General features: G+C 46.1%; 29 protein-coding genes. 16 read left to right on the top strand and 13 right to left on the bottom strand.

The genetic code is table 11. From position 1 onward, the window contains the following. Positions 1 to 116 precede the first annotated feature (116 nt). On the bottom strand, positions 117 to 2321 hold the full coding sequence (locus WOA13_RS11035) for a CDC48 family AAA ATPase (protein ID WP_342127953.1): 2205 nt from the start codon (positions 2319 to 2321) through the stop codon (positions 117 to 119). Positions 2322 to 2470: 149 nt separating this feature from the next. Further along, positions 2471 to 3163, bottom strand: a complete 693-nt coding sequence (locus WOA13_RS11030) for a (5-formylfuran-3-yl)methyl phosphate synthase (protein WP_342127952.1) — start codon at positions 3161 to 3163, stop codon at positions 2471 to 2473. A gap of 58 nt (positions 3164 to 3221) precedes the next feature. Between WOA13_RS11030 and WOA13_RS11025 the strand changes: the two genes are divergently transcribed. Both WOA13_RS11025 and WOA13_RS11020 read left to right on the top strand, forming a co-directional pair. Continuing rightward, positions 3222 to 3917 carry a HisA/HisF-related TIM barrel protein gene (locus tag WOA13_RS11025; protein ID WP_342127951.1) on the top strand — a complete coding sequence of 232 codons (696 nt, stop codon included), beginning with the start codon at positions 3222 to 3224 and terminating at the stop codon, positions 3915 to 3917. A gap of 115 nt (positions 3918 to 4032) precedes the next feature. After that, positions 4033 to 4266 carry a hypothetical protein gene (locus tag WOA13_RS11020; protein WP_048206207.1) on the top strand — a complete coding sequence of 78 codons (234 nt, stop codon included), beginning with the start codon at positions 4033 to 4035 and terminating at the stop codon, positions 4264 to 4266. Here WOA13_RS11020 and tmk read toward each other — a convergent pair. Then, complete coding sequence (tmk, locus tag WOA13_RS11015; protein WP_342127950.1) at positions 4263 to 4868, bottom strand: dTMP kinase; 606 nt, start codon at positions 4866 to 4868, stop codon at positions 4263 to 4265. The genes WOA13_RS11020 and tmk overlap by 4 nt on opposite strands. Positions 4869 to 4929: 61 nt before the next feature. After that, positions 4930 to 5058: a hypothetical protein gene (locus tag WOA13_RS11010; protein WP_269429691.1), complete on the bottom strand. Its 129-nt coding sequence runs from the start codon at positions 5056 to 5058 to the stop codon at positions 4930 to 4932. 112 nt (positions 5059 to 5170) lie between these two features. Between WOA13_RS11010 and WOA13_RS11005 the strand changes: the two genes are divergently transcribed. Beyond that, a complete protein-coding gene (locus tag WOA13_RS11005) occupies positions 5171 to 5848 on the top strand; it encodes a DUF166 domain-containing protein (RefSeq protein WP_342127949.1) in 678 nt (225 codons plus the stop codon). Between the two features lie 94 nt (positions 5849 to 5942). Here WOA13_RS11005 and WOA13_RS11000 read toward each other — a convergent pair whose 3' ends face one another. Together WOA13_RS11000 and trxA are read right to left on the bottom strand one after the other, a co-directional pair. Continuing rightward, a complete protein-coding gene (locus tag WOA13_RS11000; RefSeq protein WP_342127948.1) occupies positions 5943 to 7379 on the bottom strand; it encodes a methanogenesis marker 14 protein in 1437 nt (478 codons plus the stop codon). 21 nt (positions 7380 to 7400) lie between these two features. Next, complete coding sequence (trxA, locus tag WOA13_RS10995) at positions 7401 to 7793, bottom strand: thioredoxin (protein ID WP_342127947.1); 393 nt, start codon at positions 7791 to 7793, stop codon at positions 7401 to 7403. A gap of 177 nt (positions 7794 to 7970) precedes the next feature. On the opposite strand from trxA, the gene WOA13_RS10990 reads away from it, so the two are divergent. Next, positions 7971 to 8180: a hypothetical protein gene (locus WOA13_RS10990; RefSeq protein ID WP_342127946.1), complete on the top strand. Its 210-nt coding sequence runs from the start codon at positions 7971 to 7973 to the stop codon at positions 8178 to 8180. Continuing rightward, positions 8177 to 9196 (top strand): restriction endonuclease, encoded by a 1020-nt coding sequence (locus tag WOA13_RS10985; protein ID WP_342127945.1) that lies wholly within the window; start codon positions 8177 to 8179, stop codon positions 9194 to 9196. Before WOA13_RS10990 ends, WOA13_RS10985 begins: the two co-directional genes overlap by 4 nt. A 32-nt stretch (positions 9197 to 9228) precedes the next feature. On the opposite strand, the gene WOA13_RS10980 is transcribed toward WOA13_RS10985, so the two are convergent. From WOA13_RS10980 to hcp, 5 genes are all read right to left on the bottom strand, one after another. Continuing rightward, positions 9229 to 9438, bottom strand: coding sequence for a hypothetical protein (locus WOA13_RS10980; RefSeq protein ID WP_342127944.1), 210 nt, complete (start codon positions 9436 to 9438; stop codon positions 9229 to 9231). Between the two features lie 52 nt (positions 9439 to 9490). Further along, positions 9491 to 9820: a hypothetical protein gene (locus WOA13_RS10975; RefSeq protein WP_342127943.1), complete on the bottom strand. Its 330-nt coding sequence runs from the start codon at positions 9818 to 9820 to the stop codon at positions 9491 to 9493. A 28-nt stretch (positions 9821 to 9848) separates the two neighbouring features. After that, complete coding sequence (locus tag WOA13_RS10970; protein WP_342127942.1) at positions 9849 to 10838, bottom strand: radical SAM protein; 990 nt, start codon at positions 10836 to 10838, stop codon at positions 9849 to 9851. A 119-nt stretch (positions 10839 to 10957) separates the two neighbouring features. After that, positions 10958 to 11305 (bottom strand): hypothetical protein, encoded by a 348-nt coding sequence (locus tag WOA13_RS10965; protein WP_342127941.1) that lies wholly within the window; start codon positions 11303 to 11305, stop codon positions 10958 to 10960. A gap of 156 nt (positions 11306 to 11461) precedes the next feature. Further along, a complete protein-coding gene (gene hcp, locus WOA13_RS10960) occupies positions 11462 to 13150 on the bottom strand; it encodes a hydroxylamine reductase (RefSeq protein WP_342127940.1) in 1689 nt (562 codons plus the stop codon). Between the two features lie 223 nt (positions 13151 to 13373). Here hcp and WOA13_RS10955 point away from each other — a divergent pair, with 223 nt between their 5' ends. From WOA13_RS10955 to WOA13_RS10945, 3 genes are all read left to right on the top strand, one after another. Continuing rightward, the gene (locus WOA13_RS10955) at positions 13374 to 14219 is read left to right on the top strand and encodes an EamA family transporter (RefSeq protein WP_342127939.1); all 846 of its coding nucleotides are present in this window, start codon (positions 13374 to 13376) and stop codon (positions 14217 to 14219) included. Positions 14220 to 14448: 229 nt separating this feature from the next. Next, positions 14449 to 14643, top strand: coding sequence for a hypothetical protein (locus WOA13_RS10950; RefSeq protein ID WP_342127937.1), 195 nt, complete (start codon positions 14449 to 14451; stop codon positions 14641 to 14643). 53 nt (positions 14644 to 14696) lie between these two features. Further along, positions 14697 to 14840 carry a hypothetical protein gene (locus WOA13_RS10945; RefSeq protein ID WP_342127936.1) on the top strand — a complete coding sequence of 48 codons (144 nt, stop codon included), beginning with the start codon at positions 14697 to 14699 and terminating at the stop codon, positions 14838 to 14840. A gap of 707 nt (positions 14841 to 15547) precedes the next feature. Here the strand turns inward: WOA13_RS10945 and WOA13_RS10940 are convergent. Next, entirely contained in the window at positions 15548 to 16318 is a 771-nt protein-coding gene (locus tag WOA13_RS10940) for a winged helix-turn-helix domain-containing protein (protein ID WP_342127935.1), read from the bottom strand. A gap of 127 nt (positions 16319 to 16445) precedes the next feature. On the opposite strand from WOA13_RS10940, the gene WOA13_RS10935 reads away from it, so the two are divergent. The 4 genes from WOA13_RS10935 (at position 16446) to gatB (ending at position 20216) form a co-directional block, all read left to right on the top strand. After that, positions 16446 to 16850, top strand: coding sequence for a pyridoxamine 5'-phosphate oxidase family protein (locus WOA13_RS10935; RefSeq protein WP_342127934.1), 405 nt, complete (start codon positions 16446 to 16448; stop codon positions 16848 to 16850). A 225-nt stretch (positions 16851 to 17075) separates the two neighbouring features. Continuing rightward, complete coding sequence (gene gatC, locus WOA13_RS10930) at positions 17076 to 17357, top strand: Asp-tRNA(Asn)/Glu-tRNA(Gln) amidotransferase subunit GatC (RefSeq protein WP_342127933.1); 282 nt, start codon at positions 17076 to 17078, stop codon at positions 17355 to 17357. A 9-nt stretch (positions 17358 to 17366) separates the two neighbouring features. After that, positions 17367 to 18794 (top strand): Asp-tRNA(Asn)/Glu-tRNA(Gln) amidotransferase subunit GatA, encoded by a 1428-nt coding sequence (gene gatA, locus WOA13_RS10925; RefSeq protein WP_342127932.1) that lies wholly within the window; start codon positions 17367 to 17369, stop codon positions 18792 to 18794. Continuing rightward, positions 18795 to 20216: an Asp-tRNA(Asn)/Glu-tRNA(Gln) amidotransferase subunit GatB gene (gene gatB, locus WOA13_RS10920; protein ID WP_342127931.1), complete on the top strand. Its 1422-nt coding sequence runs from the start codon at positions 18795 to 18797 to the stop codon at positions 20214 to 20216. It begins immediately after the preceding gene. 315 nt (positions 20217 to 20531) lie between these two features. Here gatB and WOA13_RS10915 read toward each other — a convergent pair whose 3' ends face one another. Further along, complete coding sequence (locus tag WOA13_RS10915) at positions 20532 to 20711, bottom strand: hypothetical protein (protein WP_342127930.1); 180 nt, start codon at positions 20709 to 20711, stop codon at positions 20532 to 20534. Positions 20712 to 20784: 73 nt separating this feature from the next. Here WOA13_RS10915 and WOA13_RS10910 point away from each other — a divergent pair, with 73 nt between their 5' ends. From WOA13_RS10910 to WOA13_RS10895, 4 genes are all read left to right on the top strand, one after another. Beyond that, complete coding sequence (locus WOA13_RS10910; RefSeq protein ID WP_048206190.1) at positions 20785 to 20934, top strand: 50S ribosomal protein L40e; 150 nt, start codon at positions 20785 to 20787, stop codon at positions 20932 to 20934. 8 nt (positions 20935 to 20942) lie between these two features. Continuing rightward, complete coding sequence (locus WOA13_RS10905) at positions 20943 to 21686, top strand: phosphoglycerol geranylgeranyltransferase (protein ID WP_342127929.1); 744 nt, start codon at positions 20943 to 20945, stop codon at positions 21684 to 21686. A 27-nt stretch (positions 21687 to 21713) separates the two neighbouring features. Further along, positions 21714 to 23429: an ATP-binding cassette domain-containing protein gene (locus WOA13_RS10900; protein WP_342127928.1), complete on the top strand. Its 1716-nt coding sequence runs from the start codon at positions 21714 to 21716 to the stop codon at positions 23427 to 23429. Positions 23430 to 23544: 115 nt separating this feature from the next. Beyond that, the gene (locus tag WOA13_RS10895; RefSeq protein WP_342127927.1) at positions 23545 to 23856 is read left to right on the top strand and encodes a phasin family protein; all 312 of its coding nucleotides are present in this window, start codon (positions 23545 to 23547) and stop codon (positions 23854 to 23856) included. The last annotated feature ends 23 nt before the right edge of the window (positions 23857 to 23879 follow it).

Here is a 23879-nt window from a genome sequence, read left to right as displayed (position 1 = left end):
TCCCTTGTCTGGAGATCGGTCAGAGCGCTGGTGTCTATTACAAATCTCTGCCTTAGCGTTGTTTACTCCCCCTGTTATGATAAATATCTGTATCCGGGAACTTATTCCTTTTTCCCTCAGTTACTGCTATCTTCAGAAGCCGGAGACCTTGAGAACATACGGGCGGTTTTCACATATATCTCCATTTCACTGCCGGATGTGGATGGCCTGACACGTGACAGCGCTTTCCTGAAATGGGATCTTTGAAGCACGATCCCCGAAGCCGCTTCCTGTACTTCTTCCTTTGTCATTTTTGGCCTGATGTTCTCCCTCAATGCCATCATTGCAGCTTCCCTGCAGACGGCCTGGATGTCGGCACCGACATAGCCTTCTGCCATATCAGCAAGTTCGGAAATACTGATGTCTTTGGAGAGTGGTTTTCCTTCAAGATGAATATTGAATATCCGGATACGTTCCTCCTTCTCAGGTGACTTGACATAGATGAGCCTGTCAAAACGTCCGGGCCTTAGCAGTGCAGGATCGATGATGTCCGGGCGATTGGTGGCAGCTACTATCACAATGTCCTTCATTTCCTCTATGCCATCGATCTCGCTGAGTATCTGGCTGACAACACGTTCTGTTGCCTGTGAGTCAAATCCCATCCCCCTCTTTGGGACCATTGAATCGAGCTCATCGAAAAAGATAACCGTCGGAGATGCCTGTTTTGCTTTCCTGAAGGTCTCCCTTACTGCCTTCTCGGACTCTCCCACGAACTTGCTGAGAAGCTCAGGTCCCTTGATGCTGATAAAATTAGCCTCACTTTCGTTTGCAACAGCCTTTGCAAGGAGTGTCTTCCCGGTTCCCGGCGGTCCGAAAAGCAGGATCCCTCTTGGAGGAGCAGTGTTGATGCTTTCGAACATCTCCGGGTATTTCAGTGGCCATTCCACAGCCTCGATGAGTTCCTGTTTTACCTGATCCAACCCGCCAATGTCATCCCATGTGACATGCGGGACCTCCACAAACACTTCCCTTAGTGCAGATGGTTCGATATTCCGGTGAGCGTCAAGAAAATCAGCTTCAGTGACTTCCAGCTGTTCCATTATCTCAGGCGGGATCTCCTCTTCAATGCTTATCATGGGTAGCATCCTGCGAAGGGCATGCATTGCTGCTTCCTTGCACAGCGATGAGAGGTCTGCACCTACGAAACCGTGGGTCATGTCAGCGATCATATCGAGACGCATGCCCTTTTCTATTGGCATTCCCCTGGTGTGAACGTAAAGTATCTGCAGCCTTCCACTCCTGTCCGGGATCCCTATCTCGATCTCCCGGTCGAAACGTCCTCCGCGGCGCAATGCCTGGTCAATGGAATTCGGTCGGTTGGTGGCTGCTATGACTATAACCTTCCCCCTGCTCTTCAAACCGTCCATCAGTGAAAGCAACTGGGCAACGACCCTTCTTTCCACTTCTCCCACAACATCGTCCCTTTTCGGAGCGATGGAATCGATCTCGTCGATGAAGATGATGGATGGTCCTTCCTTTTCCGCACCTTCGAATATCTCACGTAGCTTCTGCTCACTTTCCCCGTAGTATTTTGATATGATCTCGGGACCACTGATCGGTATGAAGTTTGCCTCACTTTCGCTTGCAACAGCCTTTGCTATCATTGTCTTGCCTGTTCCGGGAGGCCCGTAGAGCAGTACACCTTTTGGAGGGTCCACGCCGAGCTTGTCAAATAGCTCCGGATGACGCAGTGGGAGCTCTATCATTTCACGCATCAGTCCCAGTTCCCTCTTCAGGCCACCAATATCCTCATAGGATACTTCTTCACTGGCATCCGTTTCTGCAGTTGGCTTATCCATCATTATGTGAGTTGTGCGGCTCACGACCACAGGACCCTGGGGAACAGTGGATCTGACTATCAGGGTGATGGGGTTGTTAACGGTCTCTATCCTTATCTTCTGGCCTTTTTCCAGAGGTCGTCCTTCCAGATTACGGTGTATGGAGCGTGATAGTCTTTCCTGGGGGAAGGCGCGTGTAGGCGCAAGGGTTATTTTTTCAGCTTCCTTCTCAATGACTCTCCTGACGGAGACCTGGTCATCTATCCCTACCCTTGCATTGCTTCTCAGGTTACCGTCGATGCGGATTATGCTCTTCCCTTCATCATCAAGGTTTGCAGGCAGGACCCTTGCATAGGTCTTTTTCTTGTTCTTACTCTTGATCTCGATAATGTCACCGCTTACTGCTTCGATCTTCTGCATAAGGTCGTTGGAAAGCCTGGCAATGCCTCTTCCTGCATCACGATGGTTTGCTTCTGCAACACGGACAATAAGGTCTTCTGACATATTGATCACCTGTAGTGGAACATCAAAGGAAAGGCAGTAACAGAGCGCTAAGAACTGCAGGATCCTCTACAGATTAAAATCGACGGTAATAGTATAAATAAAAGATGATGCAGTAGTGCTACTGCAAAAAGAGGATTATGTGAGACCTATCAGATCTCACTCTTTAATTTCTCAACAAGCTCCTGTCTGATGGTAGTGCTGCGGTCTCCGCCACAAACAATTCCACGCACACCAATGATGGTAGGCTGGATGCGCTTCAATGCAGGAATGTCATCGAACTTAATGGTACCTGCAATTGCGGTCTCAAGTCCGCGGGAATGTGCATCATTAACGAACTCGATGAGGTCATCTTCATTCATGAACTCGAAGGTGGAACGTCCGTCCTTGACACCGGTATCGACCATTACAAGGTCCACACCTGCTTTCTCTCCGATAGCAGGGAGAAGTTTCGGATCGATGGAATCGATACGCTCGTAGTCGGAATATCCGCAGGCAACGACCTTAACATTCATTCCCTTTACAGATTCGGCGATACCTGTCATCATTTCAAATGCCTGTTCTTCGGTCTTTACGTCGTAGAGTCCGACCTTCACATAGGTTGCACCAGCAGATGCAGCTCCGTATGCAGCAAGTGCTGCGGTACCTGGCTTGAAATTGAAGTCACCGAGTGCGGCACTGATAGGCTTTTTACCCTCGATTGCTTCCTTTACATCCCTGATGACCCATGGGAAATTTGCACCCAGTGAACCTTCCTTTGGATTCTTGATATCAATTACATCTGCTCCGCCGTTGAGTGCAGACATTGCTTCTTCAGTGTTAATAGGACTTACCAGTAATTTCATGTATTAGCCTCTTTTTTATAAGATGAAAATAAAGTATCGATTAAATATGTTTCGAACTGTGTTTGTATTTGATGTATATAATCATAATGCTGTCCATGCTCAGGGCGGGGATCGCCGGAAGTACCGACCGGTACATGAGTTCAGTTCCATATGCACAACATCGGACCCTGTGGAGATCGTCCAGGACCTGAAGCCCAAAGAGGTGTATATTGCAGACCTTAACCGCCTTCAGGGTCAGGGAGTGCCTGATATCAACTTTGATGTTATCAGGGGTGTTTCAGCACAGGCTGAGACCATGCTGGATGCGGGAATTACTTCTTTTGAGGACATTCTGCCTGTGATTGACCTTGCAGCTCATCCGGTACTTGGTACTGAGACTGCTTCCCTGGACACTATCTCGAAGATAGCTTCGGAGTATCCTTCCAGGGTCAATGTGAGCATTGACAAGAAAGATGGTTCTATCCTGTCATCCGATTCTTCAATGCCCGCTGATCCGTTCGAGATCGTAGAACTTCTTAACGGACTTGATATCAATGATGTGATCTTCCTTGATATGGATATGGTGGGTACCTCTGCAGGCTTCGATGCACAATTCTTAAGTCTTATAGCGGATGTTTGTGAACACGACGTCCTTCTTGGCGGAGGCGTAAGGGGTTCAGAGGACATCAGGCAGCTTGAGGACATTGGTATCAAAGGTGCACTGGTGGCTACGGCTTTGCATAATGGCTCTATCCCTGTTACAATGTTACAATAAGAGGTTCCTATTAAGCGGATCATCCTATCTACGAAAAAAACTGGCATAACTGGTACTAACTGACAATTACTGACAATAACTTGTACTGACTGACAACTACATATCTGGTGATAATATGGCAGAAGATAATGAAAATGTTTCTGAAGGCGAAGAGTACATGGAAATAAAGATGGCAGGCGGCTGGTATCTTACCATGACACTCGCAAAAAGTGAAAAGTATGATAGCGAATATGTTGAGGTCGCAAAGGAAAGAAGTGGTCAGAAAAGGAGCCGCTTTAACCTGAACCCTAAGTATGTACGCCAGCTTGGCGAGACCCTCATCAAGTTCGCTGATTCAAACGGTCTTTAACTTTCGATGATCGATGTGATTGCCTGCAACACATCGTTCTCTATTTCTTTAAGTTCCCTGTCTGTATCTATTATTACGAACCTTTCCGGCTCTTTCTCTGCAAGCCTGAGGTAGTTCTCCCTTACGCCGCTTAGAAGGCCGATCTTCTCGAACTTTGTCTGTTCCCCTCTTTTACCACATCGCTGAACCGATATTTCCGGATCGATGTCAAAGAGTATCGTAAGGTCCGGGACTACCGTCCATCCTTCATGGATCTGCTGTACCCATTCCATTGGGTTCTCGAACCTGTCCCTGAGGGTCACGCCCTGGTATGCATACCTGCTGTCCGAATACCTGTCCGAGATGACGATCTTCCCCTCCTCAAGTGCAGGGCGTATCAGGGTTGCGATATGGTTCGCATGGTCCGCAGTGAACAGCATCAGTTCTGCAAGGTCGTCAGTATCTGATTCAATGGCTTTGTAGACGGCATCCCCTATCCAGCTTCGGGTTGGTTCCCTTGTGAACACTGCATCTGAAAAGGCAGGATGGGAGTTCAAAAAACGGGTGACGGTGGATTTCCCGGATCCATCGATACCTTCCAGTGTTATGAGCTTTCCTTTCATGAAGGTCAGATGTACTGCTATATTCTTAACTTTATGTTCTCTTAACTTCTTATTAGCTCATTCATGTCCTTGAGGTATCCTCGCTACCGCACTGAGGGCATGTTATGGGGAAGAAATTCGGATCTGCCTGAAATACAAACTCACAAACATTGCACCTGAAATATACCATTGACTGATCAATATCTTCCATTTATCTCACCTTAAATTCTGTTACCTTAATATTTTAGCAGTTATACTAATCTTGAACAACAAACAATATTAATATACCGCTGTTCCAATAATAGCACAGGCAGGTATTGAAAATGACAAAAATAGGAGTTATACTGCGCGGAAAATACGGGTCAAGGCTTGTGGAGACCGTGCGTTCAAAGACAGATATGGAGGTCATCGCCGCCGAGATTCCCACATATCTTCCGGATTTCATCGATGAGCCGGATGAGTTCTTTTCCACGCTGGACTTTGATATGAAAGTGTTCGATGCTGACATTATTATCACTTATTCCCTGCATCCTGATATCACTCCTGAAATAGCACGTATGGCAGGCAAGGCAGGGGTGCGTGCACTGATAGTGCCCGGAGGTGCCTCAAAGGCTCCTGTTAAGGAACTGGAAGATATTTCGAAAGAATATGGCATCTTTATAGAGGTAGATGAGATCTGCTGCAATGTAGAATCCGATCCCTCAACGGACGATTTCACCTGCTTCTTTGGAAACCCGGTCCTTGATGTTGAAATAAAGGATGGCAAGGTCTCAAAGGTCAATGTGATCCGTGGTGCACCATGTGGGAGTACCTGGTACATGGCAGAATCCCTTGTTGGAACCCCGATAGGAGAGGCCGGACCAAAGGCAGGCCTACTGGTGTCCCAGTATCCTTGCCGTGCTGTCAGGGGGCAGATGGGTGGAATTCATGAGTCTTCGGAACTACACAAACAGGAGATCGAAGCGGCCATAAAGCGGAAACTGGCTTCTTCCGAAAATTAAAACAAAATAACGTCAAGTGAAGTAAAGTGAAAGACATCTCACTTTTTTAAAACAAAAAGAAAAGGTCTGCAAGCCATAAAGACTGCTCTTTTGATCATTTGTTCTGAAGTTTCATACGGTGTCCGAGGATACACTTTCCGCCGCGATGACCTCCAAGTGGGTTGAAAGTGGTTCCCAGGGAGTTCATACATCTGGCCATGACAGCAGCTCCTCTTGCAAGACCGTCGTCTACGAAAACAACATTCTCCTCGATCTTGCTGTTCATGCCGAGCTCTTCCATGTACTTCAATGCCAGCTTTGCCTTGTCACCACTGATACCGGCACGTCCGGTGATTCCAATGGCGGTTTCGGGAAATACAAGTCCTTCATCTTTTGCGACCTTCACCAGACGGTAGATCACCTGGGCCATGACCTCATCGATCACTGCGAAAAGCACTTTGAGACCGAATTTTTTGTAGATCTCGCCGCCTAGCATTGAAAGCTTGTCCATATCGGATCCATTATCTCCGACATCGCATCCGATAAGCACAACTCCGATTTCATTTGCAGCCTTTGGGTTTACAGGAACGCTACCATACCTGTTCCGGCTTTCCGGTACTTTTTCTATGATGATATAATCGAGGACCTTGTCTGCATATTCCCTTATCTTTTTGCCCTTGAGCATCAGTGTAAGCCTGTCAGTGTGTATGTCCTTAAAGACATCAAGAGCAGTACCAAGCTTGTTATCAACAAGGTCAGTACCTTTGAGAAGCGCATCCGGTATTGCTCCTGCATATCCGCAGAAGTTTCCGATAGTCTTTGCGTAGGGTTCATCATGGCTGATGATCCTGCCATCAAGGGTTGTTCCGAAGTCCATGGAAAGGCATGGGTTACGGAAGTCAACATCCACCCATTTGGCACCTTCCTTGATACCGGCGGTCGCAAGTTCTCCTTCCATCTCATTGGCAACGATCTCAACACCTGTGGCACCGGTAGGTGGCAGAACACTGGCAACAGCCCCGTCAAAGAAGACCTTGTCGAGTTTGGTGTGCTTCTGGAACTTCTCAGGAAGGTTTTCCACGTTCATAGGGGGTGTCATGTTCTTTGGTGGTACTCCTGCAATCAGACATCCTTCTGCAAGTGCCTTGATGAATTCACCTACTTCTTCGGGTGCATCGAATCCGGCAACAACTCCTGTTGAGCGAACAACAAAGTTCACGTCCTTTTCGATGTCAAGGTGAGCCTGTTTCACAGCTTCCACAAGTGTGTCCTTTACAAGTTCGGCCACGGATTCACGTGTCAGTTCTACGCCGTTGAGGGTCTTTCCAAAGACCGTTTCCTCAGCCTTCGGAGGTCTGACATCTCTTGTCATCCTGACCGTCTTTGTGACGTGGTAAGTCTTTCCTTCATCCATATTGGTGGCTGTCAGGATACACTTGGTTGTGGTGTTACCGACTTCCACTGAAGCTACGATGAAGAAAGGTTTTGAGCTTGATTTCAGGTCAAGGAGCCTGACCCCGGGATTTGCTGCAAATCTTGGTTTATGTGCCATTGTATCATCTTCCGGTAATTATCAGATAAATTTGTTCAGTCTTTCAACAAGCTGTTCTTTCTGGAGAGCACCTACTATCTGTCCGGCCGGCTTTCCGTTACTGAATACAAGGAGAGTGGGGATGGCCGTGATGTTGAAATTCCTTGCAGTCATCTGGTTCTCATCAGTGTTCAGTTTGGCAAAAACGATCTTGCCCTGCATTTCCCTTGCAAGAGCATCGATAACAGGTACCAGTTTCCTGCAGGGTCCGCACCATTCTGCCCAGCAATCGATGACCACCACAGGGTATTTTGATACAAGCTCATCAAAGTTAGAATCTGTAGCATGTAAGGGGCTGTCCGGGAATGACCTTGACTCAAGGTTACTTTTGATCTGTTCCAATCGTTGTTGCCTGATCTTTTCTAAATCATCCATTGTGCTCACCTGGCCTGTTTGTGAGGACTGTCCTAAATTTTATAATAACATTAATATTTGATATGGTATTATAATCTACCATATACTTTTGGGCGTATGCAGATTAATGTTGTGAAATGATTTAAAGTTTTGTATGGTTTTCCGTAAATTACACAAAACCATCTGAACATATTCACGATGGCTGTTTCAACAACACTTACAATGATCGGGCACGGTGACCTCATGAAAGACAGGGCTGAAAAAAAACAGACGGATCGCTCACTCTTTGACCAGAAATGTGTAACATGTGGTACATGGATGGTAAGTACGGAAAACAAAGTGAATGAAGTTACGACCATCACCTATTCCTGCCCTGAATGCGGGCTTACATATACGGTCGACAAATGAATGATAAGGCTAATTGGTCCCTGGACCAGCTTCTTGAGACCGACCCCTATGATCTTGAGAACCTCGTGGCTTCTCTTTTTCGCAAAATGGGCTATAAGGCAGATGTAACTTCACGTTCAAAGGACGGCGGAGTGGACGTGGATGTAAAACTTGAGCATTTTGGTCTTTCACATCGCTGGCTTGTCCAGGTAAAACGCTATCTCAATCCCGTAGGCGTAAAAGAGGTAAGGGAATACAGCAGCCTGCGGTACCGGGAGAGGGTCGATGGTGTTATAATTGTCACAACTTCCACTTTCACTGAAGATGCATACCGGGAAGCTGCAGAACATAATGTGAAACTCATCGAGGGGCAGCTGCTTGTTTCGATGCTCAATCACTATTGTGGTGATGCTCCATGCGTCGTTTCAGGCGGGGTCGAAAAGAAAACCACACCCTCAGGAGGGGTTGTTCTCAAGACCGGCGAATCTGTTCATCTCAGGGAAGCTGTAAGTGTTGACAATAAGCGCCTGAACCTTGTAATTACGAACAGGAACATCTACTTCGAACAGAACTCAGGCGGCCTGTTCTCTAAAAAGCAGGAGATCTCACGTCGCATAGAGGTAAAAGACCTTGTTGGGTTTTCACGGTCAGGGAAGGACATCCTTCTGGTGACAGGCAAGAAGAGGTTCGAGGTTGTCCGGGTCCGTCCGAAGGATATGGCTGGTGTCCTGAATGTCCTTGAACAGCTTAGGACCGATTATATGAGGGGCGAATCACTTCTCAGGCTGGAGCAGGTAAAGAACGACCTGATAATTCTGACCAATCGCAGGCTTACTACCATTTCATCAGGGGAGAAAGAAGGAATGGAGCTCAGGTTAAAGGATATCGTTGGTTCGGAAGTAACGGGCTCGGGGATGTTCAGCAGGCAGAAGCTTGTTATCTCTGAGGTACGTGAGGGTGCAAAAAAGCATATATTTGAAGTAGCTGATTCCAGGGAATGGAAAAATGAGATAGATCGGGCTGTGCGTTCAGCCTGATCCTGTCTTGTAAGTGTATTTTTATTGAAGTATCATTTTGGGAAAAGGCCTCTATTTTTCTGGTATGCCAAAGCCCTTGTGATGAAGATCGCAACAATGCCTATGGATATTCCTAAAAGGATGACCATAACTGCATTTCCTTCATCTGCATAGTTCATGAGACTGTTGAAAAGGAAGGCAGTGATCAGTATTCCTGCCAGAATGATGTAGACAATCGGGGCCTTATAGAATTTTTCAATCATATTTCATCGCCACCCTCTATTTTGTTATATCCTATTTTACTGTTGTCCATGATCAGATGTCCGGATGTTCTTCAATGGGAGTTCGTTTCAGAATTCCATCAATATATTCTATCTTACGTATCCTTTCGATGGCCATGAAATCGAATATGAGTTCAATATCATTTGGGTAGAAGCTGTTTGCATAGATAGGATGGTAGGGCTGCATGTCCTGCTGAGCCAGATAGAACATGTTTTCCCCGAAAAAAACGATTGACCTCAGGTCGTATTTCTCAAAGGTACTGATTACGAAATCCTTTGACATCGGAGCAGTTGCAAATTCAAAGTCTATCCCGGTCATTTCAATGGAGGCTTCGAATCCGGGTTCATTTCCTGTTCCTTCCATTTAGCCTCCTTTGAACACTTATATCCTTTCAGTCCTCGTCCTCACAGAGATCTGTGTGAGGGTTCATGTCACAACCGGTACATGGCAGGCACATGGTTTTGAACACATCTGCACGTAGTCCATTCTCATCCAGTATCTTCCGAAGCAGCCGGGTAAGCTTAAGAAGCCTTTCCTTTGAAGGCCTTTCAATGAAAACCTCGCCTTCACGCAACGGATGCTTGCTTGCAGGTCTGAGTATTGGTACCACTCCCAGGGAGACCAGTTCCCGGATACCTTTCTCTACGGCTTCATCTGTTTCACCAAGTCCGATGATGAAGTTGGAGCAAACCTTGTTTTTCCCAAATATCTCAACGGCTTCCCTGAGGGCTTTCAATATCTCCTCCATATCCTGTCCGGCACAGACCTTCCCGTAGAGTTCCCTGTCCATGGTCTCAACGTTGTACTTGATCTCGTCAACACCTGCCTCTTTCATCCGCCTGTTGGAATCAGCTGTAGGGTAGACTGCAACACCAATGGGTACGCCATATTTTTTCACAGCATTGACGACTTCCATGGCCCTTTCAAATTCCTTTTCCACTGATTCATCCACACCGGATGTGATGGATATGGCTTTCATCTTACCGGTGGCATTTGCATCCTCTATGAGTTTCAGGACCTCTTCAATGGTCTTGACCTTGCCGTCGAGCTTTGGGACAGGACAGAACTTGCAATCGAAGATACATTTCTCTGTCATGTTTATGTAGGCCTGCTCAGGGCAGTGGATCAGTTCGTCTTCGATCTGTCCCCTTACGATCTCTTTGCCATCTCTCATTATGACGATCTCATCACCGTCTGCAACTGCTTTAAGGGGTGAGTCCTTGTTCAGGGCAAGCCTGACCCTCTGTTTGCCGGACCGGAAGAAAAATGCTGTCTTCCCGGCTCCTGGTCCCGCGGTCGGAACGGTTATTTTTCCCAGCAGGGACGGTTCGATGTCTAGACTGCCTACGGCTATCAGTTCGGCTTTTGTTTCTGGTTTCATCAGTGTCTCCATCTTTTTCCGGGTGTCAATTGGATTAAATTTTTTATAGCTGACAGATTGTCATTTGCCTATTATATATGCTTCTTTCCGGTAGATTTTGCCACTTTTACAATGCTCTGTCAATCATTGTTCTTGCGCATTGATAGTATGGCTGCCAGAAAAAGGACGAATCCAAGTCCCCATAAAGGTCCCCTCAGGGCCAATCCTATAGTGATGATCGTAAAACCAAGTGCCAGGGCTATCTGCTCATTTGATGAACTGTTCGTTATGTTGGCCCTGCCGGTGGCAATGAGATAGGCAGAGATGATGTACAATATAGATGTGATCAGGTACAGTATCCCGATGTAATATTGCTGGTCAACGATTATCATTGCTCCGGCAACTATCAGAAAGGCAATTGAAGCAATTATAAGAAGTATTTTCCAGATTCTGTTCTGGTCGCTTTTTGGTTTGTTCCGGTTCTCCACAACAATATGTTGTTTGATGATGCTATAAAAGAATTTTTAGTACTATCTCTATTGCTAATCAGATGATCCTTGAGCTAAAAAAGAAAAAGTTCACAGGATGAATATCAGAATTGAGGGGATCAGGAGGAAAATTAAAAGGAGGGTAAAAGAAAGGCTTTAGAGCAGCCTTTCCAGATCCTCGTCGACGGTTGTGTTGGGTGCTATGTTGAAGTTCTCAACAAGGACGTTGAGGACGTTCGGGGAGACGAATGCAGGCAGTGTCGGACCAAGTGTTATGTTCTTAACACCAAGGTAGAGCAGTGCAAGCAAGACAAGGACTGCCTTTTGTTCATACCATGCGATGTTGTATGATACCGGCAGCTCATTGATGTCATCAAGTCCGAAGACCTCTGCAAGCTTCTGTGCGATGACCACAAGGGAGTATGAATCATTACACTGTCCTGCATCGAGGACCCTTGGTATCCCGTCGATGTCTCCAAGGTCAAGCTTGTTGTAGCGGTATTTTGCACAACCTGCTGTGAGGATGACAGCACTTTCAGGGAGAGCTTCAGCGAATTTGGTGTAGTAGTCCCTTTCCTTGTGTCTTCCGTCACAACCTGCCATGACCACGAAGCGTGTGATCTTTCCGCCCTTGACCGCTTCTACGATCTTGTCAGCAACGGAGAGGGCTGCACTGTGGGCAAATCCTCCGACAAGGGTGCCATCTTCCAGTTGTTCCGGAGACTTACACTTCTTTGCCTGCTCAATGAGTGCAGAGAAGTCCTTCGCACCGTTCTCGTCAGCATCGATGTGTTTTACGCCATCAAAACCGACAATGCTTGTTGTGTAGATCCTGTCAATGTAGCTTTCCTTTGGTGGAACGATACAGTTGGTTGTCATCAGTATGGGACCGTTGAACTTCTCGAACTCGCTCTTCTGTGCCCACCAGGAACCACCATAGTTTCCGACGAAGTTGTCATACTTCTTGAATGCAGGGTAGTAGTTTGCAGGCAGCATTTCACCGTGGGTGTAAACATCAACGCCTGTTCCTTGAGTCTGCTTCAGCAGCTGTTCCATGTCCTTAAGATCATGTCCACTGATGAGTATTCCCGGATTTTCCCTGACGCCAAGGTAGACCTCGGTGGGTTCAGGGTTACCGTAGGTGGTAGTGTTTGCCTCGTCCAGCAAAGCCATGACCTTTACACCGTATTCCCCACATTCGAGGACCATTCCGACAAGGTCGTCAACTGAAAGCGTATCGTCAAGTGTTGCAGCAAGCGCTCTTTCTGTGAATGCAAATATCTTGTCATCGCTGTATCCCAGGACGTTTGCATGATGGGCATAGGCTGCAAGACCTTTAAGTCCGTAGGTGAGCAGTTCTCGCAATGACCTGATATCTTCGTTCTGTGTTGCAAGGATTCCGGTGTTGGTTGTCCTGAGAACTTCAGGTGTTACAATAGCAGCAGCAGGGATCTCAAATCTGGTCTCCGGATCGGACATGCCGAGTGTGGCCTTGATCTTATCACCGAATGAGATGTCCTTTGCTTCTCCGAGGTCGATGTTCCTTGTGACAAGATTTCGCTTGACGCCATCTCTTATTTCAAGTCCTTCCCGGATGTATTTCTGGAAGTCTTTTGCGCTGAAGTTCACATTAGTGATGGTTGAGAAAAGTCCGTTCATGATGAACTGATCCACTTTCTCATCGGTGATTCCGTTCTCACGTGCCTTTGCATTGTAGTATGCAATACCTTTTAGTATGTAGGTAAGCTGGTCCTGCAGGTCTGCAACTTCCGGTTTCTTTCCGCAGGCACCTGCTTTGGTACATGCCTGACCATTCACAGTTTCTTCACATTGATAGCAATACATTGTTTTTTATCTCTCCTTTTTTGTGGGGGGTGCTCGAATATAGTATCTTTAGGATATTTAGTAGATTAATGATACTCGTATATATAGTCCCAGTTTCTTGTTCGATACCTCCTCAAAAAACAATTCTTCCGGAAGTAATGTTTTGTCCTGCGTGAGAACCTATTTATAGAAATGAGCAAATTTACCCGAAAATAATCTCATTCTTTGTCCTGGAGCAAACATAATGATCCCCCCTGAGATCCTTGTAACCTTTTTCGGTCTTGCAGCAGCTGCAACCTGGGGTGCTGCGGATTTTTCAGGCGGTTTTGCTACAAGACGAGCCAGTGTCTATTCGGTTGTCATAATCACACAGGCTGTGGGTCTTGTTCTTCTTCCATTTCTGGCGGTATATTTCTCGGAAGACTTCCCTCCAATGAGTGGCATGTTCTGGGGATTTGTTGCAGGTGTTTCAGGAAGTGCAGGTCTTCTGCTACTATATCATGCACTCTCCAAGGGCAAGATGGGAGTCGCAGCGCCGATCTCTGCGGTTGTAACCGTTGGCCTGCCTGTGATCTACAGCATTTTCAATGAAGGGCTCCCGGCAGGATATCAGATAGCAGGTTTTGTGGTAGCTATTGCTGCCATGTGGATGATCAGCAGTACCGGTGAGAAAAATGAGATAAAACGACAGGACGTTGTCTATCCGCTGCTTGCAGGGGTAGGGTTTGGAATTTTCTTCATATCTGTCGACCTTTTCAGTGAATCCGCGGTCTTCTGGCCACTTACGGTTGCAAAGGTCTCTGCTGTCATCGTTATTCTTGGATTTGCCCTGCTGAAAAAGTCAGCAAGTTTACCTTCAAAAAGCGTTCTCCCCGTAATAATTATTTCAGGAATTCTTGATGCCAGTGGCAATCTTTTCTTTGCACTGGCTTCCCAGGCTGGCAGACTGGATATCGCAACAGTTGTTGCATCCCTGTATCCGGGAAGCACGGTGCTGCTTGCATGGATCGTTCTGAAAGAGCGGTTGTCTTCAATTCAGTGGATCGGGGTTGTGCTTGCTTTGGCAGCGATAGTATTGATCTCTTTGTGAGTGTTGAAGTTTTTTGTTATTACTAAACCACTTAGTTAGTTTCAAAGATAATACTAATTATCCAGATGCAATATTATTTATACTCAAAATGCCAACATAGTAACAAGGTCTGTGTATGGGGGTTGCAGATTGGGTCCTCGTGGGGGTTCTCAACAACGGTCTCCATTCTGCTGGCATGCATTGACCCGGTTAAAGAATATAATGTGTAAATATTTGGGGACTGAAGAATATGGCAGATACAACTGAGAATATAGTAGATGCATATAAGTACGGATATCTTTTGAGTAACATGGTCTTATACAAACCACAGGTTGGTATAGACCCTGCAGTCGTTTTTTCTTCGATAGTGAACGATGACGGTACCATCAAAAGAAGGCGCCTTTATCGTATCTATTCCGGGCATGGGTATAACCGTCATAACTGATCCCGGAAAAGCAGCTTAAAACATCTAAATTTTTGAACAAATGAGGTCTAAATATGGATAACAGAACTTTACTCTATGTACAGCCCAGCGCAGAAGAATCTTCTGCAATTGCATTTTCCATCAGCATTGGTGCAGATGGCAGAATTGATAGCAGTAACCTGTTAAAAATAGATATGGACATGCAGGATGACTCCTGAACCTCCATTGTTTTTTAAGATTCATCCTGTGAAACCATCCATTCAGGGATTCTCCTGAATGGATATATTTGTCTTTTTCTATTTTAATTTCTATTGCTTCCAATGTTACTTCGAACTGGCTTTTTTTGGTAGTCCTGGCATCACAGTTCTGCTGTAGTTATCATATTCCGGCTAAGAAAATAAAAGATCAAAAACGAAAAAATTAAAGTAGAAAATATCAAAAACTGCAGTAATTTAACTGTCCTGTAGGGAAGCTTGTCTGCCCTGAATTAAAAATACGTTAGGGGGGCTTTTCAGGATCCTCATCGATCTCGACAAAGGAAATTGAGATCGTTCCCCAAGGTGAGCTCGAGAGTTCCAACCTGAAGTTTGAACTAAGTCTCATACGTACCACCTTCCTTTATTCCCAATTAAAAATTGGTCATACTGGTATTTATATATGACCATTAATAAAAATAGCATACTAATCTTTACATGTATATTTATTGTTTTATTTAAAATTGCTATCATTTATGATGTCTTATGTGCCCGATATTCTCAAAAATCAAAAATAAACATCTAATTAAAAATAGTTTTAAAAGATGTGGTTTTACGCATTTCCAATAGATCTCCTCTGGAAATATGCTATGATCTTCCAATTCCTTTCCATATTTATTTTCGACTTGCAATATCTGCCCTGACTCAAAATGGCTTCTGCGGTTAGGAGGTCAGATAGATCCTGTCTTGCTGTAGTTCACACCTAATTTCTCCACAAGTTCAGCCATGGCATTGAGGGCTTCATAACCCTGTAAACTGATCTGGTATTCACCTCTTTCACCACGCTGCCTTATCATTCCTTTGTTCTGGAGTTTTTCCAGATGGAAGAGGAGGTTCCCACCGCGGAGCTCTGTGAGCTTTGAGAGTTCGGTAAAAGTCTTTCCTTCCTCATACAGTGCCTTCAGGATACGGATACGCACTGAACTGCTCAGAGGGTCCCCTATCAGGTTGGCAACCTTATCTTCATGGAGGTTCTGAACCTGCAATTGCATGTTGCTCTCGTTCTGGTAGACTCCTATTGTCTGTAACATTCCCACCTGCTGATCGAAGTATCCTTCAGCCTTTTGTATACAGTTGGAACAATGGTCGTATGGTGCCATTTCTCTTAATTTTTCAAAACCCTGGCGCATCTTTTCAATATTTTCCCCGGTGATTTGGTCATTTTTGGTATAGTCTGCCAGCTCTTCAAAAAAATGAACTAAATGCGGAATACATTTTGTCTGCATAGGACATTCCTTCTTCTCGTTCCCGATGAGTTCATAGGCATTCTCCAGGGATCCATTGACCATCTCCACAGCACACTGGTTCCTGAACTCATAGAGCAATGAATTGGTCTGGCTACCTGCAACTTCCCCCCTGAAACGGTTCAGCTCACTACGAAGCCCGGAAATTTCCTCATGAATCAGGGATATTTCTTCTACGATCAGTTTCTGTTCGGTCATATTTTCACGCTCTTGCAACTGTTTTTCTCTTTTTCAGTTAGAAATGTGTACTTTGATGAGTTTCAGTATATTTTTGTAACGGTTTTCTATATTAACATGCATGTATTAAGTACCTGTGGTGATCAACATGGTAACAATTACAGAAGAAATGAAAGAAGCGATCAGCACAATACAGGTATTCCCTGTTGCAACTGCCTCAAAGGACGGTGTCCCAAACGTTGTTCCTATCGGTTTTGTCTCATTGGTCGATGACAGTACTATATGGATAGCGGACAACTTCATGAAAAAGTCCCTTTCCAACGTAATGGAGAACCCGAAGGTTTCTATCTATATATGGGGTCCAAAAACAAAAGGATCTTTCCAGATCAAAGGTGATGTTGAGTTAAAGACCAGCGGACCGGATTTCGAGAAGATGCAGGAGATCGTCCATTCCAAGATGGCACAGGCACCGGCAAAAAGCCTTCTTGTGATGAAGATCACAGATGTCTATGACTGCTCTCCGGGTCCCAATGCAGGAGAAAAGTTGCTTTAAATACAACTTGTGTTCCTGTCTGTCTTCACAAGGGTCCCATAATATCCTCTACTGCACATCCCCTCCCTTGTGGAGTTCTCTCTTTTTTCATCTTTTCCTTATACCCCACAGCCAGATACTGTTGACCTGCCCTGACAACCCAACATATTAATATTAAGTACTTGATTTCTATCAGTCATATTAGAACACACTATGTTATTATCCCAATTATCTGAGGAACCTAATATGATCACAAAAGACGAGGTAGAACACGTAGGATGGCTCGCCCGCATCGATATCGATGATGCGGATGCTGAGGACTACGCTGTGAAGTTAAGTTCTGTACTGGATTATTTCGGTCAGCTGGATGAGGTGGACACCGAGGGTGTCGAGCCTACCTATCACGTGGCAGATATCATGAACGTCTTCAGGGAAGACGTTGTCACACCATCCCTTGACCAGGAAGATGTGCTTGCGAACACTGCATCCGAGAAGGATGGCTACATCAAGGCACCGAGGATCATTTGAGGTGGAATCATGGCTGAATGGCTGAGCATATCTGATGTTAAAAGGAAGATCTCTAAAACCTCTGCAGAAGAGGTTACCGCTGCTTATCTTGAAACGATCGCAAAAAGCAGCATCAATGGTTACACATGCACCTATGACGGTGCTATTGAGATGGCAAAGGAAGCCGACAAGGGCGAGGGTGAAGGACTTCTCGCCGGTGTACCTATCGCTATTAAGGACAACATTTCCACAAAGGGACTTTCTACAACCTGCAGTTCAAAGATACTGGAAGGCTATGTCCCTCCCTATGACGCACATGTGATCGAGCGTCTGAAAGCAGAAGGAGCTGTCATACTCGGCAAGACCAACATGGACGAGTTCGCAATGGGCACATCTACAGAATCAAGCTGTTATGGTGTCACATTGAATCCATGGGACACTGAAAGAGTGCCAGGAGGTTCATCCGGTGGCAGTGCTGCTGTTGTGGCAGCAGGTGAGGCCCCGATCTCACTTGGTTCTGACACAGGCGGTTCTGTCCGCTGTCCTGCCGCATTCTGCGGTGTTGTGGGACTCAAGCCAACATACGGAGCTGTTTCCCGTTTTGGTCTTATCTCCTATGCTAACTCCCTTGAGCAGATCGGTCCCATGGCAACATGTGTTGAGGACATCGCCACTGTAATGGATGTCATAGGAGGGTATGATCCCCGTGACAGTACTTCCATGGACAGGGAAATGAAATATCGCGATTCACTTGTTGATGACGTAAAGGCCCTTAAGATCGGAGTTCCCGAAGAGTACTTCGGTGAAGGCGTGGACGAAGGCGTCGAGAAGGCTGTTATGGATGCTATCGGCAAGTACGAGGAAATGGGAGCAACATGGGAGAAGGTCTCCATGCCTCATACAAAATATGCTCTTGCAGCTTACTATACCATTGCTATGAGCGAGGCATCATCCAACCTTGCAAGGTTTGACGGTACTCGCTACGGCCCAAGATATGATGGTGAGAATTGGCATGTAATGGCTTCAAGGACACGTGCCGAATGTTTCGGAAAGGAAGTACAGCGCAGGGTGCTGCTTGGAACATATGCCCTATCTGCCGGATACCAGGACAAGTACTATCTCAAGGCACTGAAGGTACGCACCCTTGTCAAACAGGATTTCGAGAAGGCATTATCCAGTGTGGACGTCCTGATGGGACCAACAATGCCAATGCCTGCGTTCAAGATCGGTGAGAAGGTAGAGGACCCACTGTCCCTGTACCTGAGCGATGTGAACACTGTCCCGATGAACCTTTCCGGAGTTCCATGCATATCAGTGCCATGCGGACTTTCCGATGGATTGCCTGTTGGACTGCAGATCATAGGAAAACAGTACGACGAAGCTACTATCATGCGTGCAGCATATGCCTTCGAACAAAATACCGATCACAATAAAGCACGTCCTTCAGAGGTGATCTAAATGGTATACGATAATCCCGATGGTGTAATGATCGGACTTGAGGTCCACGTCCAGCTGAACAAGCTTAACACCAAGATGTTCTGCGGATGTTCTACAAAATACCACGATGCAGAGCCAAACACTCATGTATGTCCTGTCTGTCTTGGTCTTCCGGGTGCATTGCCTGTGATCAACAAGAAGTCAGTGGAAGCTGCCATGAAGATCGGACTTGCACTTAACTGTGAGATCGTGGAGCAGACACAGTTCCACAGGAAGAACTATTACTATCCTGACCTTCCAAAAGGTTTCCAGACCACCCAGTATGATTTCCCTATTGTCGGAAACGGTAAGATCGTCATTGAAGGCGAGGACGGGGAGCATGTGGTAAGGATCACCCGTGCACACATGGAGGAGGACCCTGGTCGTCTGATGCACATGGGAACCATTGAGAAGTCCAAGGGAACACTTATTGATTACAACCGTTCCGGAATGTCACTTATCGAGATCGTTTCCGAGCCTGACATGAGAAGCCCGAAAGAGGCCCGCAGGTACCTTGACAAGCTGAGGAATATCCTCGAGTATCTGGATGTGTTCGACGGCAGCCTTGAGGGTTCCATGAGGGTGGACTCCAATGTATCCATCATGGGTGGCCAGAGGGTAGAGGTCAAGAACATTTCCTCTCACAAGGGAGCAGAACGTGCCATTCTCTTTGAGATCATGCGCCAGAAGAACCTTTTGAGAAGAGGTGGAAAGGTCGTTATGGAGACCCGTCACTTCGACGAGGCAAGGGGTGTAACGATCTCCATGCGTACAAAGGAAGAGGAACACGACTACCGCTACTTCCCTGAACCGGATCTGGTTCCGATGAGGGTATCTGACTGGGGACCTGCTATAAAGGAAACCCTTCCTGAACTGCCTGATGCAAAACGTGACCGCTTTGTCGAGCAGTATGGCATCACCGAGATGCACGCAAAGGCATTGACATCTGACATTCGCGTGGCAGACTTCTTTGAGGTAGTCGCTTCAAAGGTCGACCCCCGTGCAGCAGGGACATGGGTTGCCGATGTGCTCAGGGGTGAGCTCAACTACAGGGACCTTGCTATCACTTCTTTCGCAACCGATGATATTGTTGATATCATCAACCTTGTGCTGGAGGAAAAGATCACCGAGAAGAGTGCGGTGGATGTTATCAGGACAGTCCTTGATGAAGGTGGAAGTCCAATGGACATCGTAAAGGAGAAAGGTCTCCTTAAGGTCGAAGGTGATATTGTGACACAGGCGGTCTCCGAAGCTATTGCAGAGAACGATGAGGCTGTTCAGGACTACCTTGGAGGAACTGAGAAATCCCTCAATTTCCTTGTAGGCCAGGTCATGAAGAAGACAAAGGGCCGTGCCGATGCACGCCAGGCCCGTGAGCTGCTTATTGCTGCTCTTAAGGACTAAGGCTTCGGTCTTGTCCTTCTTACTTTTCTTTTTCTTTTTCCATTTTTCTTTTGCAGACTCTTACATTCTTTTTTGTGACCAGGTTATATATCAAAATTAATTAATATTTTTAAAACAAATTCTCTATTACCGTATCACAAATGGTACGGTGTGGCAGTGAGTCAGAAGGTAGGAATGCCATTGGGAGTAAGATCCCATGACCATACAAGGTTAATCTGGCATTTGTAAACCTTTTAGGTCGACCTGAGATGGGGAGAATCGGGGCAGGGTCGCCCGGAGAGGTCGATAAGATGGCCCCTGATCACTGCCATTAACTCACTTTTCTATTATTGTTGTTCTCTCAGCCCGGGCTTTATTTTTCATCAGTCTTAATGGCTTATCTGGAATGCATCTCTTGCTATTGTTCTTCCTCATCTTCTTCTGTCTAAGAAGCTCATCTTCTTTTTTGGAAATGTCATCCCCTATCCCAAAACAGTTATATGTTTTGAAATGCATGTAGCCAGCCTGTATTGCTGATAACTATCAGTTTCAAATAACATATTATTATACTATTAATCAAGGTGAGAACATGGCAAGATTTCCAGAAGCAGAGGAAAGGATCCTTAACAAAAAGATCTGTATGAAATGCAGTGCACGAAATGCTGTAAGGGCAACAAGGTGCAGAAAATGCGGTTACACTAACCTGCGTGTAAAATCCAAGGAAGCAAGAAAGAGCTGATCTAAAAAATGAAAGTGGAAGAGTACCTCAACGATATCGCAGAACGCGAAGGTACAGTTCACTTAACTCTTATCGATCCGGCATCACAGCCCCCCGAAGTTGCTGCAGATATTGCAAAAGCTGCAGTGGAAGGGGGTACCGATGCTATCATGATCGGTGGTTCCACTGGAGCCGGAGGTCTGGCACTGGATCAGACCCTTTTGAAGATAAAGGAACAGACAGATGTTCCTACTATTCTTTTCCCGGGAAATGCCGGCGGCTTAAGCATCCACGCAGATGCCGTCCTTTTCATGAGCCTCCTGAATTCCCGTGACATCAACTATGTCACTACGAATCAGGCAATGGGGGCTCCACTTGTTTACAAGTACGGAATAGAACCCATTTCCATGGCATACATTATAACCGAGCCCGGAGGAACTGTTGGATGGGTGGGCGATGCAAAGCTCATTCCCCGCAACAAGCCGGAGCTTGCAGTAGCTTATTCCCTTGCGGGAAAATACATGGGAATGCATTATACCTATCTTGAGGCTGGCTCAGGCGCAGACCAGCCGGTGACTCCCGCTACCATTGGTGCGGTAAAACACGTTCTCGGAGACAATAAGCTGATCGTCGGTGGTGGTATCCGCGACGGTAAGACTGCAAAGATCTGTGCAGATGCCGGTGCTGATATGATCGTTACCGGTACGATCGTCGAAGAGACCGAAGATGTCAGGAACAAGATCGAAGAGCTTGTATCAGCTATCAAAAGATGATCCGTGGATGCTGTTGGGGGTTTAATTATGCTCAGAGTTTCCGATATTGTGAAAGATTATGAGACATCTTCAGGCGATATACGTGTCCTGGATGGAATCAGTTTCGAAGTATCCAACGGTGAGATCCTCGGTATTACAGGTAAGAGTGGTAGTGGAAAAACAACCCTTCTTAAGATATTAAGGGGCGTTGAGCCTTTCAATGGTGGTAGTATCGAGCTTGACGGCTCAGTGATCACAAATGATTCGGTAGATGGTTCTAAACTTCTTGGCAGGAATACGGCTATCCATTTCCAGCGTAATTTCGGTCTCTGGAACGGCCCGGCCATCGAGAACCTGATCCGCAGGTTGAACAGCCACTATATTGGATATGAGGGCCTTCCTGAACCGGACGCACCCCATTATGACGAACTCTATGAGCGTTCCATGGCATACATGCGACTTGTGGGCCTTGAGAAAAAAGCTCTCCATTCGTCCAATCTACTTAGCGGTGGTGAGAAACAGCGTTTGATCATTGCCCGCCAGCTTGCTGCCCAGTCGCGACTTTTACTTCTTGACGAGCCTATGACCATGACAGGTCCTGATACCAAGCAGGAGATCATGGATGTCATCCTTCAGCTTAAGGACAGGCTTAATATCCCTATTATCGTGGTATCCCACCTGCCGGAGGTCCACACATACCTTGCAGACCGTGTCATCTATCTCGAGGATGGAAAGGTTGTTGAAGATGGTGAACCCGAAGTTGTCCTGAAAAACTTCCTTAAGGACCTTAATCCAAAGGAAGAGCTATCAGAACTAAAGGAAAAGGTTCCCTGTATCAAGGCAATTAACATCTCTAAGAGGCTTGCGCTGATACGTGTGGGTGAGGTCCTGAACATAAAGGACCAGTCCCTTGAGATCAATAAGGGCGAGATCGTAAGTTTCATTGGTTCATCGGGTGCAGGAAAGACCACATTTTTGAAGATCATGGAAGGCCTGAAAGAGCCAAAAGAGGGTGAAGTTGCCTACTACCATGAAGGCGAATGGGTGGACATGTCCAGTTTCACAAAACAGCGCCTTGACCTGTGGAGAAAGATCAGCATAATGCACCAGGAGTTCTCTCTTTCCCCTCACTCGACCATACGCCAGCAGATAGGCTTCAGGCTGAGCATGAAAATGCACGGTGCACTTGAGCATGCAAGACAGAAGGCAGAGGAACTGAACATTTCCGATGAGATGCTGGATATCATCTACAAGCTCCCGGACATGGGTGAGGATGAAAGGACACAGTCGCTCAACCAGATGCGGCTTTCAATGGATATCTTCCCGCAGTTGTTCCCTGGTGTGCTGAGCACTGATGTGGACAAGTATGCAGGTCCTATCTTTGAAGCACTTGATCTTCCACTGGAAGTGCTTGACAAGACAACCTACCAGATAAGCGGCGGTGAACATGTCAGGGCCTACATAGCACTTGCACTGGCAACATCTCCTGAAATACTCATGCTGGATGAGCCGTTCGGTGACCTTGATCCTGTAACATTAAGGGATGTGACCAATTCCCTGAAGAGGATTAATGCAAAATTTGGTACGACCATTGTGCTTGTGAGCCATCACATGGACTTCGTAAAGGAAGTGGCACACAGGGCAGTCCTTTTCGATAACGGTTCCATCATTATGGATGGCGATGCAAGGGAAGTATGCCAGAAGTTCATCGAAATGAGTGGCGCAAGATATCTCGAGCACACCATCGAAGAGCTTGCATCTTAAGCGATCGACATTGAAAATGGCTTTTATGTGCTTTTCCGCTATTCTTTTTTAAACTATTTTTCATAAACTATATATCCTAAAAAAGTTAACCTCTATTAAGGGAGGTTTAATTTTGATGATAGACACTATGAAGAAGTTAGGACTTTTTGGCCTTGGTATGTATGCGATCACTGAAGAGAAGATCGATGAATACGTAAAAGAGCTTGTTGAGAACGGTGACTTCAACAAAGAGGAAGGCAAGAAGTTCGTAGAGGACCTGCTTGAGAGACAGAAACAACAGCAGGAAGACCTCGAAGATAAGATATCTTCAAAGGTCCAGGATGTATTTGGTAAATCTGACCTTGCTTCTAAAGAGGAAATTGAGGCCCTTCAGAAAAAGATCGAAGATCTGGAAGCGCTGTTAAAGGAAAAAGACAAAGAAGAATGATCCTTTGATCATTTCCTCCATTT

Origin of the sequence: Methanococcoides sp. LMO-2 (assembly GCF_038432375.1) — an archaeon.
Lineage (GTDB): Archaea > Halobacteriota > Methanosarcinia > Methanosarcinales > Methanosarcinaceae > Methanococcoides > Methanococcoides cohabitans.
This window is presented reverse-complemented; position numbering and strand designations above follow the sequence as displayed.

Coding starts and splice junctions, on each gene's coding strand:
- WOA13_RS11030 (WP_342127952.1), bottom strand. CDS start 3,163: ATGAAATTACTGGTAAGTCCTATTAACACTGAAGAAGCAATGTCTGCA.
- gatA (WP_342127932.1), top strand. CDS start 17,367: ATGGCTGAATGGCTGAGCATATCTGATGTTAAAAGGAAGATCTCTAAA.
- WOA13_RS10935 (WP_342127934.1), top strand. CDS start 16,446: ATGGTAACAATTACAGAAGAAATGAAAGAAGCGATCAGCACAATACAG.
- gatC (WP_342127933.1), top strand. CDS start 17,076: ATGATCACAAAAGACGAGGTAGAACACGTAGGATGGCTCGCCCGCATC.
- WOA13_RS10970 (WP_342127942.1), bottom strand. CDS start 10,838: ATGAAACCAGAAACAAAAGCCGAACTGATAGCCGTAGGCAGTCTAGAC.
- WOA13_RS11010 (WP_269429691.1), bottom strand. CDS start 5,058: ATGGAAGATATTGATCAGTCAATGGTATATTTCAGGTGCAATGTTTGT.
- WOA13_RS10910 (WP_048206190.1), top strand. CDS start 20,785: ATGGCAAGATTTCCAGAAGCAGAGGAAAGGATCCTTAACAAAAAGATC.
- WOA13_RS11005 (WP_342127949.1), top strand. CDS start 5,171: ATGACAAAAATAGGAGTTATACTGCGCGGAAAATACGGGTCAAGGCTT.
- trxA (WP_342127947.1), bottom strand. CDS start 7,793: ATGGATGATTTAGAAAAGATCAGGCAACAACGATTGGAACAGATCAAA.
- WOA13_RS10905 (WP_342127929.1), top strand. CDS start 20,943: ATGAAAGTGGAAGAGTACCTCAACGATATCGCAGAACGCGAAGGTACA.
- hcp (WP_342127940.1), bottom strand. CDS start 13,150: ATGTATTGCTATCAATGTGAAGAAACTGTGAATGGTCAGGCATGTACC.
- gatB (WP_342127931.1), top strand. CDS start 18,795: ATGGTATACGATAATCCCGATGGTGTAATGATCGGACTTGAGGTCCAC.
- tmk (WP_342127950.1), bottom strand. CDS start 4,868: ATGAAAGGAAAGCTCATAACACTGGAAGGTATCGATGGATCCGGGAAA.
- WOA13_RS10990 (WP_342127946.1), top strand. CDS start 7,971: ATGGCTGTTTCAACAACACTTACAATGATCGGGCACGGTGACCTCATG.
- WOA13_RS10940 (WP_342127935.1), bottom strand. CDS start 16,318: ATGACCGAACAGAAACTGATCGTAGAAGAAATATCCCTGATTCATGAG.
- WOA13_RS10985 (WP_342127945.1), top strand. CDS start 8,177: ATGAATGATAAGGCTAATTGGTCCCTGGACCAGCTTCTTGAGACCGAC.
- WOA13_RS10980 (WP_342127944.1), bottom strand. CDS start 9,438: ATGATTGAAAAATTCTATAAGGCCCCGATTGTCTACATCATTCTGGCA.
- WOA13_RS10900 (WP_342127928.1), top strand. CDS start 21,714: ATGCTCAGAGTTTCCGATATTGTGAAAGATTATGAGACATCTTCAGGC.
- WOA13_RS10955 (WP_342127939.1), top strand. CDS start 13,374: ATGATCCCCCCTGAGATCCTTGTAACCTTTTTCGGTCTTGCAGCAGCT.
- WOA13_RS10945 (WP_342127936.1), top strand. CDS start 14,697: ATGGATAACAGAACTTTACTCTATGTACAGCCCAGCGCAGAAGAATCT.
- WOA13_RS11035 (WP_342127953.1), bottom strand. CDS start 2,321: ATGTCAGAAGACCTTATTGTCCGTGTTGCAGAAGCAAACCATCGTGAT.
- WOA13_RS10950 (WP_342127937.1), top strand. CDS start 14,449: ATGGCAGATACAACTGAGAATATAGTAGATGCATATAAGTACGGATAT.
- WOA13_RS11020 (WP_048206207.1), top strand. CDS start 4,033: ATGGCAGAAGATAATGAAAATGTTTCTGAAGGCGAAGAGTACATGGAA.
- WOA13_RS11000 (WP_342127948.1), bottom strand. CDS start 7,379: ATGGCACATAAACCAAGATTTGCAGCAAATCCCGGGGTCAGGCTCCTT.
- WOA13_RS10895 (WP_342127927.1), top strand. CDS start 23,545: ATGATAGACACTATGAAGAAGTTAGGACTTTTTGGCCTTGGTATGTAT.
- WOA13_RS10915 (WP_342127930.1), bottom strand. CDS start 20,711: ATGCATTTCAAAACATATAACTGTTTTGGGATAGGGGATGACATTTCC.
- WOA13_RS10975 (WP_342127943.1), bottom strand. CDS start 9,820: ATGGAAGGAACAGGAAATGAACCCGGATTCGAAGCCTCCATTGAAATG.